This window comes from Jatrophihabitans sp., from assembly GCF_036389215.1.
Taxonomy (GTDB): domain Bacteria; phylum Actinomycetota; class Actinomycetes; order Mycobacteriales; family Jatrophihabitantaceae; genus Jatrophihabitans_A.
The window spans coordinates 1-9,075 of record NZ_DASVQG010000100.1 but is presented as its reverse complement, the minus strand read 5'-3'; the positions used below and the strand labels follow the sequence as shown (position 1 = coordinate 9,075).

Genomic DNA, 9,075 nt, shown 5'->3' with positions numbered 1-9,075 from the left:
CTGGACGGCGCCGGCAGCATCGCCAGGTTCCGCCGGATCACCTTGCCGATGATCAGCGGCGCACTGTTCTTCACGATGATCGTGCTGACGATTCACTCCCTGCAGATGTTCGACCAGGCGTACACGATGTTCTTCGGTGGCCAGCAGAACAGCACGTACGCCAACGACGCGGCGCTGTTCTATGTGATCTATCTCTTCCAGCAGGCCTTCGGGGTTCTGCACATGGGCTATGCCTCGGCACTGGCCTGGCTGCTGTTCGGCATCATCATTGTCATCACCGCCGTACAGGTCCGGCTGAGTAAACGCTTCGTCTACTACGAGGGGGAGCGCTGAGATGACCGCGATCCAGCCCCTGCCCGGCGCCGGCCTCCAGCCCGAGCCGGTCGAAGGCACCGGCGATCCAGCGCCGGCGGCCCGCAATCGAACTCGTGGCGGCCTCAGCCTCCGCCGGTTGCCCTACCTCGCCGTCCTGTTGCTGGCCAGCGTGCTGTTCCTGTATCCGTTCGTATGGCTGATCAGCGCGTCGCTGAAACCGCGCACCGAGGTGTTCGACAACTCGCTGCTGCCACACTCCTGGCGCTGGGCCAACTATTCCGACGTCTGGAATTACGCCCCGATCCTGCAGTGGGTCACCAACAGCGTGGTCGTCGCCCTGGCCGCCGCGATCACGGTGACCTTGAGCAGCGCTCTGGTGGCCTTCGGCTTCGCCTACTTCCGGTTCCCGCTGCGCAATGTGCTGTTCGGGCTGGTGCTCGCGACGATGATGCTGCCGGGCGCGGCGACGATGATCCCGGTGTACCTGATCTGGCATCATCTCGGCCTCACCGGTACCCAGGTTCCGCTGTGGGGACAGAACCTGTTCGGGTCGGCTTTCTACATCTTCCTGCTGCGGCAGTTCTTCCTCGGCGTGCCGAGGGAGTACTTCGAAGCGGCCCGGGTCGACGGATGCAGCTTCTTCGGGCTGTTCTGGCGGATCGCCCTGCCGCTGTCCCGGCCGGCGCTGGTCGTGGTGCTGGTCTTCGAGATCCAGGCCAGCTGGACCGACCTGCTCAGGCCGTTGATCTACCTGCAGGATCCCAACCTGTTCACGCTGCCTCGCGGCCTGAAGGCAGTGATCGACACCTTCGGCAACGGCGGTGAGCAGCACTGGGAGATCATCATGGCGGCCAGCCTGATCGCCACCGTCCCGCTGATCGTGCTGTTCGCCTTCGCGCAGCGCCACATCATGGACGGCATTGCCAGCCAGGGCGGCCGAAAGGGCTGAGCGGCCTAGAAGGGCTGAGCCGGCCGAAGGACTGGGCCGGCCGGAAAGGGCTGAGCGGTCGAAAAAGGCGAAAGGGCTGAGCCGGTGCGGCTCAGCCCTTTCCCATACCGCCGGCCCGGCTACCGGTCATCTCCGTCAGCCGGTGCGTAGCTGCCGCCCGGCGTGCTGGTATATGCCCGGTACGGCTCACCGGCCGTGATGGTGTCGGTGCCGAGCTGGCGCAGTGGCACCGGCGCAAGCTGGCTGAACGCGGGCCGGCCGGCGATCAGCACCTCTTGGTCGGGGTCGGCCAGCAACCAGAAGTTCTCGGGCACGTGGGCCGCGGACATCAGCTGGCACCCGCGGTCGGATCCGGGCCGCCCTCCGCCGCATCTTCCGTACTCTGGCCACCCGTACTCTGGCCACCCGTACTCTGGCCACCCGTGCCCTGGCCACCCGTGCCCTGGCCACCCGGTTGGGTAGGCCCGCCGTCCGCGGCCAGCGGCGTCGCGCTGTCCAGGTCATCGAAGGTCTCCCCGGCGCCGGCCACTACCGGTGCCTCGGTGGCCGGGGCGCCGTCGGTGGAGGGCATGGCGGACATGTCCGGTTCGGAGTGCTCCGATTCGGTCATCTTCTGCTCCTCCTGCTAGCGGGTGATTTGCTATCCGAGCAGGTTACCCAGACCCCCGCCGCCGAACTTGCCCAGCAGCTCCTGGGGATTGATGCCGAACTTCGACAGCAGGTTGCCGTGTTGCTCGGTGTCCACCTGATCGGGCAACTCCTGCTCCGCCTGGTCGGCCTGCGGATGGCCCTGCTCCCGCAACAGCTGCATGATCTGGTTCTTGTCGATGTTCATGGGTGTGATCCCCTCGTGAAAGTGATGTAGCGGCCCGTGGAGGTCGAGCGCGCGGGCGGGCGCCGTAGTCGATGGTGTGCCTCGGTCCCACGACCTACGTGGCTGACGGGCGGGCAGCTGACGGTTCAGCTAGGGCACAGGGCATTGCGCCTGGCCCTGCCGACGCTAAGCGCTCTGCCCCGCCGAACGCAACTTATGCGGCAGCTCAACCCCCGATCCAACCTGGGCCACACACGTGGCGGGTGGCCCCAGGCTGGACTGGAGTCCGCGGAGTTACAGGATCGGGTTGCCGCCGGTCACCGCGATCCTGGCACCGGAGATGTAGCTGCCCTCGTCCGAGGCCAGCAGGACGTAGACCGGGGCCAGCTCGACGGGTTGGCCGGCCCGGCCCAGGGGTACCTGGCTGCCGAACTGGCTGACCTTCTCCGGGGGCATGGTGGCCGGGATGAGCGGGGTCCAGACGGGTCCTGGTGCCACGCTGTTCGCCCGGATGCCGCGCTCCCCATACATCTGGGCCAAGCTCGCGCAGAAGTTCGCGATCGCCGCCTTGGTGGCCGCGTACGGTGCCAACGTCGGCGATGGCATGTCGGAGTTGACCGATGAGCTGCCGATGATGCTGGCTCCTGGCTGCATGTGCGGGACCGCCGCCTTGGCCAGGTGGAAGAACGCCGAGACGTTGGTCGCGAAGGTGTAGTCCCACTCCTCGTCCGGAATCTCCTCGAGCGTCTCGTGGGTCATCTGGAAGGCGGCGTTGCTGACCAGCACGTCGATCCGGCCGAACTCGCTCATCGCCTTGTCGATGATGTCGCGGCAATGCTGCGGCTGGGAGATATCGCCCTTCACCAGAACGGCTTTGCGGCCGGCCTCTTCGACGTAATGCGCGGTGTCCTTGGCGTCGGAGTCCTCGTTCAGGTAGGAGATGAGAACGTCGGCCCCCTCGCGTGCATAGGCGATGGCCACCGCCCGCCCGATCCCACTGTCGCCGCCGGTGATCACGGCCGCCTTGCCGGTGAGGCGACCCGAACCGCGATAACTCTCTTCTCCGCAGTCGGGCCGGGGAGTCATCTCGGCCTGGACGCCAGGCGTGTCTTGCTGCTGTTCGGGCTGGTTCATCGGGAGGTTTCCTCTTGTGGTCATGAAGGATTCCCTCTGCCGTACCGGCGCGGCCGCACTGGCTGGCAAGCCGTGCCACCGCACGTCCTGAGGGCACACTGCCGCAGGGCGCGGGCCGGCCGGACTCGCCGTGACGGGAGTGGCGTGGTCGCCGGTTCGGGAGGGGGCCGTCACCGGCCATGGCCAGGACGACTGAGGCTGCTGTCCAGCCGAAACTCGACCATAGCATCAGCGCGAGCGGCCGCGACCGGTGCTGATTGCGCGGTGGACGCTCCCGCTCCGGCCCGGGTAGCTTGGGAAGCGCGCTGGATCCGCAGCTGCCCTCGGACCGCCGTCAGCCGGCGGCTGAAGTTCAGATCGGGGCAAGATGACCGAGCCCTCCGCCGGCAACTCCGAACCGGATGGCTCACTGCTGTTCATCGGTACCGCTACCACTCTGATCCGTTATGGCGAGATCACCCTGCTCACCGACCCGAACTTCCTGCATCAGGGCCAGCGGGCCTACCTGGGTTACGGGCTGACCGCCAAGCGGCTGACCCAGCCCGCGCTGACTCCGCGGGAGCTGCCGGAGCTGGATGTCATCGTGCTGTCGCACCTGCACGGTGACCACTGGGACCGGCAGGCCCATCGCGGCCTGGACCACCAGCTGCCGATCGTCACCACCCCGCACGCCTCCAAGCGGCTCCAGCTGCGCGGCTTTCCACGTGCCGTCGGACTGCGTACCTGGGGCAGTACCGAAGTGCTCAAGGGCAGCACCCGGCTGCGGATCACCTCGATGCCTGGTCGGCACGCGCCCGGGCTGCTGCGGCGGGTGCTGCCGCCGGTAATGGGCAGCCTGCTTGAATTCGGCTCGATCTCCCAACCGGTGCAACTGCGGATGTACCTCACCGGCGACACGCTCTTCGTCGATGACCTTCGCGAGATCCCGGTGCGGTACCCCACACTCGACGCCGCGGTCCTGCATCTGGGTGGCACCCGATTGCCGGGTGGGCTCATGGTCACCATGGACGCGATCCAGGGCGCGAACCTGCTGGAACTCCTCAAGCCGCGGCTGGCGATCCCGGTGCACTACGACGACTACGGGCTGTTCAAGTCACCGCTGTCGGATTTCCGGGCCGAGGTCGAGCGCCGGGGGCTCTCCGACGTGGTGCGTTACGTCGCCCGGGGTGACACGGTCAGCCTGGCGGCTCCCGAACGCACCGCGTTGGCGTAGCTCACCTCAGGATCGTTGGCGTAGCTCACCTCAGATCGCCGGCCCGGCTCACCTCAGGACGGTCGGCCCGGCTCACCTCATATCGCCGGCCCGGCTCACCTCAGGACGGTCGGCCCGGCTCACCTCAGGACGGTCGGCCAGCACACGCGGCTGCTCGCCGGCCTCGCGGTACAACCGGCTCATCAGCAGCTCCGAGGCCTTGCGGCGGCCACCGCCGAGCACGCCGTTACGGGCCAGCGCGGCCCGGGCGGCGTTGGAGCCGGGTCCACCGTGCGCGCCACCGCCGGGATGGGCCGAGGAGCCGCTGAGGAACAGCCGGTCGATCGGAGTGCTCGCGCCACCGAAGCCCGGCACCGGCCGGAACACCAATTGCTGGTGCAGCTGTGCCGTGCCGCCGTTCACCGCGCCGTGCACCAGCGACGGATTCGCCTGCTCCAGCTGACCGGGGGACTGGACGTAGCGGCCCACCACCAGGTCGGTGAAGCCAGGCGCGTGGCGTTCCACAGTTGCCTCGACCCGCTCGACGTGTTCGGCGATGGCCTCGTCACTGAAGTCGACGCCCGGCGGCAGGTGGGTGTAGGCCCAGGCCGACTCGGTGCCCTCGGGGGAGCGGCTCGGATCGGCGGTGGTCATCTGGCCGAACAGCAGGAAGGGCTGCCGAGGGATCTGCCGGGTGGCCAGGTCGGCCGCGTACCGGGTCAGCCCGTCCATGTCGACTCCGAGGTGGACCGTGCCGGCACCCCGGGCGCCGGGCGCCGTCCACGGCACTTTGGACCGCACCGCCCAGTCGATCTTCACCGTCGGGTTGTCCCATTGGAAGTTGTCGAGGTCGCGGACGAAGCCAGCCGGCAGGTGCCGCTCGCCCACCAGGTCGCGGTACAGGGCCGGAGCGGTCACGTCGGCCAGCACCGCGCGCCGGGCCCTGATCCGCTCGCCGGTGGCCAGCCGGACGGCCACCGCCGCGCCGTCCTGCACCTCGATCGACTCGACCGGGCTGGCCAACCGCAGCGTCCCGCCACTGGCGGTGAGCCGGGTCGCCATGGATTGGGTCAACATGCCGGCACCGCCGACCGGAACCGGGAAGCCGTAACTCTGCCCGAGCATGGCCAGCAGCCAGCCGTAGATGGCGCTGCCGGCGCCCTCGGGCGACAGGTCGGCGTGCAGGGCATTGCCTGCCAGCAGCATCGGGGCGCCCGCCCCGCTGAATCGCTCCTCCCCGAGCCGGCGGACCGGCAGCAGTGCCATTCTCGCCATCCGCAGCGCCCCGGCACCGCCCAGTCCGGCCAGCAACCTCGTGGCCGGGCCGAGCGCGGGCAGCGGGGTGAACAGGGCGTCGACCAACGGTTGCCGGATGCTCTCCCACTGCTCGGCCATGGCCCGCCAGGCGGCACCGTCACCGGCTGCGAATTCATCGACGGAGGCCGCGGTCTGGTCGAGGTCGCGGGAGAGCACCGCGCACCGGTCGTCGGGAAAGACATGCGCCAACACGCTCGGCGAGTGGGTCCAGTGCAGGCCGTACCGGTCCAGCTCCAGCGCCCGCAACACCGGCGAGGCCGCCGACAACGGGTAGAACGCGCTGAACAGGTCCGAGAGGTAGCCGGGGCTGGTCACCTCGGCCGATCGCACCGCGCCGCCCACCTGCGGGGTCGCCTCGCAGACGACGACGTCCCAGCCGCGGTCGACAAGCAGGTTGGCCGCCACCAGCCCGTTGTGGCCGGCGCCGATCACCACCGCATCGGGTGCCCCGTCGGAACGGGCTCCACCTGCGCGTCGAGGTTCACTGATAGGTAGCACTTCGCTGCGCTCCTCCCTCGTGCCTCGGTCGATCGTGCCTCGGTCGATCGTGCCTCGGTCGATGCTCGCTCGGCGGGCGAAGTCGCGGTGCTGTCCAGCCGGCTGCATCGACTCGACCGTACCGCGTGCCAGCGTGATTAACTGGGCTGCATACCGCTGAGCAGCAGCGAGCACCGGGCCGTAACGGCCGGACACCGTCTGCAACCCCCGACTTCCGCCGACTGTCACGGGCCCGGGTCACCTCTGGCCGCGCGGCAGCGTGGGCCGGACACCTTTTCGCGCGCCCGCGCTGACCCACCGAGGAACAGGGGACAGGTCATGAAAGCTCTTACCTGGCAGGGAAATCTGAAGGTCGAAGTCATCGACGTGCCCGATCCGCAGATCCTGGAGACGACCGATGCGATCGTGCGGGTGACCTCCACGGCGATCTGCGGTTCGGATCTACACCTCTACGGCGTGCTGGGCCCGTACCTCAAGGCCGGTGACGTGCTCGGCCACGAGGCCATGGGCATCGTGGAGGAGGTCGGCTCCGACATCAGCAACCTGCGACCGGGTGACCGGGTGGTGGTGCCGTTCAACATCTCCTGCGGCTTCTGCTGGATGTGCTCGCGCGGCCTCTTCTCCCAGTGTGAGACCACCCAGGTGAGGTCGGAGGGCAAGGGGGCGGCGCTGTTCGGCTACACCTCGCTCTACGGCTCGGTGCCTGGTGGCCAGGCCGAGTACCTGCGGGTTCCGCAGGCACACTTCGGCCCGATCAAGGTTCCGCAGGGCACCCCTGACGAGCAGTTCCTGTTCCTGTCCGACATCCTGCCCACCGCCTGGCAGGCGGTCGCCTACGCCGACGTGCAACCCGGCAGCACGGTGGCCGTGCTGGGCCTCGGGCCGGTCGGCCAGTTCGCGGTCCGGATCGCCAAGCACCTCGGCGCGCAACGGGTGATCGGCGTCGACACGGTCCCCGAGCGGCTGGCGCTGGCCGCCCGGTACGGCGCCGAACCGCTGGATTTCGCGGCCGTGGATGACGTCGCCACCAGCCTGATCGAGCTGGTCGACGGCAGGGGACCGGATGCGGTGATCGAGGCGGTAGGCATGGAGGCGCACGGCAACCGGCCGGTGGCCCTGGCCCAGAAGGCAACCGGATTGCTGCCCGATGCCATCGCCCAGCGGATCACCGACAAGTTCGCGGTGGACCGGATGGATGCTCTGCATGCGGCGGTGAAGGGCGTCCGGCGCGGTGGCACCGTATCGGTCAGCGGTGTCTACGGTGGCGAGGTGGACCCGATGCCGATGATGGAGATGTTCGACCGTGGCATCCAGTTGCGGATGGGCCAGGCCAACGTGCGCCTCTGGAGCGATCAGGCGCTGGCTGCGGCGATGGATCCCGCCGACCCGCTGGGCGTGCTGGACCTGGTCACCCACCGGCTGCCGCTGGCTGAGGCGCCCGCGGGCTATGAGATGTTCCGCAACAAGGAGGACGGCTGCATCAAGGTGGTGCTGCAGCCGTGACCGACGACGGCCCAAAGGTGACCGGCGAGGGAAAGCCGCCGGTCGTCGTGGTGACCGGTGCTTCCAGCGGGATCGGCCTGTCCACGGCGCGGGCGTTCGCGGCGCGTGGCGCCCAGCTCGTCCTCGCCTCGCGCAGCGCCGATCGGCTGGCGACCGTTGCCGTGCAGTGCCTGGCCGAGGGTGCGGCGGGTGCTCTGGTGGTCGTCACCGACGTCGCCGAGGAGCGGTCGTCGCAGAACCTCATCGACACCGCGGTCGCGGCCCACGGCCGGGTGGACGTGGTCGTGCACTCAGCGACCGTGATGGCCTACGGCACGATCGAAGAACTGCCACCGGAGATCTTCACCGCGGTGGTGGACACCGCGGTCCAGGGCACCTACTTCGTGGCCCGCGCGGCGCTGGCGGTGTTCCGGTCCCAGCACCGGGGGCACCTGGTGGTGGTGAATTCGCTGCTCGGCTCGATCGCGGCCCCTCAGATGGGTGCCTATGTGGTGGCCAAGTGGGGCCAGGCCGGGCTGGTTCGAGTGCTGCAGCTGGAAACCCGGAACGAGCCGGAGATCCTGGTCAGTTCAGTCTCGCCTGGTGGCGTCAATACCCCGATCTACTCCCAGGCGGCCAATGTCACCGGGCGCTCGGCCCGCCCGCCGCTCCCGGTGGACTCACCGGAGAAGGTGGCCCGAGCGATCCTGAGCTGCGTGGACCGGCGACGTGCCCGGGTCTCGGTGGGCCCGGCGAACCCGCTGATCGTGGCGGGATTCCGGTTGCTGCCCAAGGTCTACGACGCGCTGGTGACGCCGCTGCTGCACCTGGCTTCGCTGACCAGGCAGCCGCCGACCGATCCCTCGACCGGCAACGTGCTGGAACCGCGACCTGGCGGTGAGGCCGAGCACGGCCGCTGGCCCGGACCGCTGGGCGTGCCGCACCGCTGACCTGCAGACAATTACGCTAACTGTCCGCTTTCCACTAGATAATGCGTATCGTTATTGCTCCTATATGCATTATTGATGTGGGCGACGTCCTCATCGTTGGAGAGGGCATGTTTTCATGACGGAGCTTCCCGGGCTGCAGGAGCTGGCCAAGGATGCCCTCACGTTGCTCGGAGCGACGGCCGTGGCGGTGCGCGGGCTGGACAGTGACGGGGCCACCGAGACTCTCGCGCTGGCCGGACGCAACGCCGCGGCCCTGTTCACCGATCAGGACGAGCCGGCGACGTCGGTTCGCGGGCGGTGGCGCCGTCGCGAGCCGGCCGGCCCGGGAGAGCAGGAGAGCCACCCGATCACCGGGTCCTCAGGCCAGCAACTGGGCTGGCTGATGTTCGAGCGAGGGCCGGCGGGCACTGGCCGGCTGGGCGAG

11 protein-coding genes are annotated in these 9,075 nt (G+C 68.8%); 6 read left to right on the top strand and 5 right to left on the bottom strand.

The genetic code is table 11. The annotated features are described in order from the left end of the window. Together VF542_RS04745 and VF542_RS04740 are read left to right on the top strand one after the other, a co-directional pair. A partial coding sequence (locus tag VF542_RS04745) for a carbohydrate ABC transporter permease (protein ID WP_408650559.1) occupies positions 1-333 on the top strand: 333 nt, incomplete at its 5' end. A 1-nt stretch (position 334) separates the two neighbouring features. Beyond that, on the top strand, positions 335-1,264 hold the full coding sequence (locus VF542_RS04740) for a carbohydrate ABC transporter permease (protein WP_408650558.1): 930 nt from the start codon (positions 335-337) through the stop codon (positions 1,262-1,264). Between the two features lie 119 nt (positions 1,265-1,383). On the opposite strand, the gene VF542_RS04735 is transcribed toward VF542_RS04740, so the two are convergent. From VF542_RS04735 to VF542_RS04720, 4 genes are all read right to left on the bottom strand, one after another. Beyond that, the gene (locus tag VF542_RS04735; RefSeq protein WP_408650557.1) at positions 1,384-1,593 is read right to left on the bottom strand and encodes a hypothetical protein; all 210 of its coding nucleotides are present in this window, start codon (positions 1,591-1,593) and stop codon (positions 1,384-1,386) included. Then, complete coding sequence (locus VF542_RS04730) at positions 1,593-1,874, bottom strand: hypothetical protein (RefSeq protein ID WP_408650556.1); 282 nt, start codon at positions 1,872-1,874, stop codon at positions 1,593-1,595. Before VF542_RS04730 ends, VF542_RS04735 begins: the two co-directional genes overlap by 1 nt. Before the next feature lie 30 nt (positions 1,875-1,904). After that, positions 1,905-2,099, bottom strand: a complete 195-nt coding sequence (locus VF542_RS04725) for a hypothetical protein (protein WP_408650555.1) — start codon at positions 2,097-2,099, stop codon at positions 1,905-1,907. Positions 2,100-2,372: 273 nt separating this feature from the next. Beyond that, positions 2,373-3,212, bottom strand: coding sequence for an SDR family oxidoreductase (locus VF542_RS04720; protein ID WP_408650560.1), 840 nt, complete (start codon positions 3,210-3,212; stop codon positions 2,373-2,375). A gap of 367 nt (positions 3,213-3,579) precedes the next feature. Here VF542_RS04720 and VF542_RS04715 point away from each other — a divergent pair, with 367 nt between their 5' ends. After that, positions 3,580-4,425, top strand: coding sequence for an MBL fold metallo-hydrolase (locus tag VF542_RS04715; RefSeq protein WP_408650554.1), 846 nt, complete (start codon positions 3,580-3,582; stop codon positions 4,423-4,425). A gap of 72 nt (positions 4,426-4,497) precedes the next feature. Here the strand turns inward: VF542_RS04715 and VF542_RS04710 are convergent, their stop codons facing one another. Beyond that, the gene (locus VF542_RS04710; RefSeq protein ID WP_408650553.1) at positions 4,498-6,153 is read right to left on the bottom strand and encodes a phytoene desaturase family protein; all 1,656 of its coding nucleotides are present in this window, start codon (positions 6,151-6,153) and stop codon (positions 4,498-4,500) included. A gap of 384 nt (positions 6,154-6,537) precedes the next feature. Between VF542_RS04710 and VF542_RS04705 the strand changes: the two genes are divergently transcribed. The 3 genes from VF542_RS04705 to VF542_RS04695 form a co-directional block, all read left to right on the top strand. Next, positions 6,538-7,722, top strand: a complete 1,185-nt coding sequence (locus VF542_RS04705) for a zinc-dependent alcohol dehydrogenase (protein ID WP_408650552.1) — start codon at positions 6,538-6,540, stop codon at positions 7,720-7,722. Next, complete coding sequence (locus VF542_RS04700; protein WP_408650551.1) at positions 7,719-8,651, top strand: SDR family NAD(P)-dependent oxidoreductase; 933 nt, start codon at positions 7,719-7,721, stop codon at positions 8,649-8,651. Before VF542_RS04705 ends, VF542_RS04700 begins: the two co-directional genes overlap by 4 nt. Before the next feature lie 115 nt (positions 8,652-8,766). Further along, the coding region (locus VF542_RS04695; RefSeq protein ID WP_408650550.1) for a hypothetical protein at positions 8,767-9,075 on the top strand (309 nt) is incomplete at its 3' end.

Bases quoted from the DNA above. Each gene is read 5' to 3' on its own strand.
- VF542_RS04740 (WP_408650558.1), top strand. From the start codon at position 335: ATGACCGCGATCCAGCCCCTGCCCGGCGCCGGCCTCCAGCCCGAGCCG.
- VF542_RS04735 (WP_408650557.1), bottom strand. From the start codon at position 1,593: ATGTCCGCGGCCCACGTGCCCGAGAACTTCTGGTTGCTGGCCGACCCC.
- VF542_RS04730 (WP_408650556.1), bottom strand. From the start codon at position 1,874: ATGACCGAATCGGAGCACTCCGAACCGGACATGTCCGCCATGCCCTCC.
- VF542_RS04725 (WP_408650555.1), bottom strand. From the start codon at position 2,099: ATGAACATCGACAAGAACCAGATCATGCAGCTGTTGCGGGAGCAGGGC.
- VF542_RS04720 (WP_408650560.1), bottom strand. From the start codon at position 3,212: ATGAACCAGCCCGAACAGCAGCAAGACACGCCTGGCGTCCAGGCCGAG.
- VF542_RS04715 (WP_408650554.1), top strand. From the start codon at position 3,580: ATGACCGAGCCCTCCGCCGGCAACTCCGAACCGGATGGCTCACTGCTG.
- VF542_RS04705 (WP_408650552.1), top strand. From the start codon at position 6,538: ATGAAAGCTCTTACCTGGCAGGGAAATCTGAAGGTCGAAGTCATCGAC.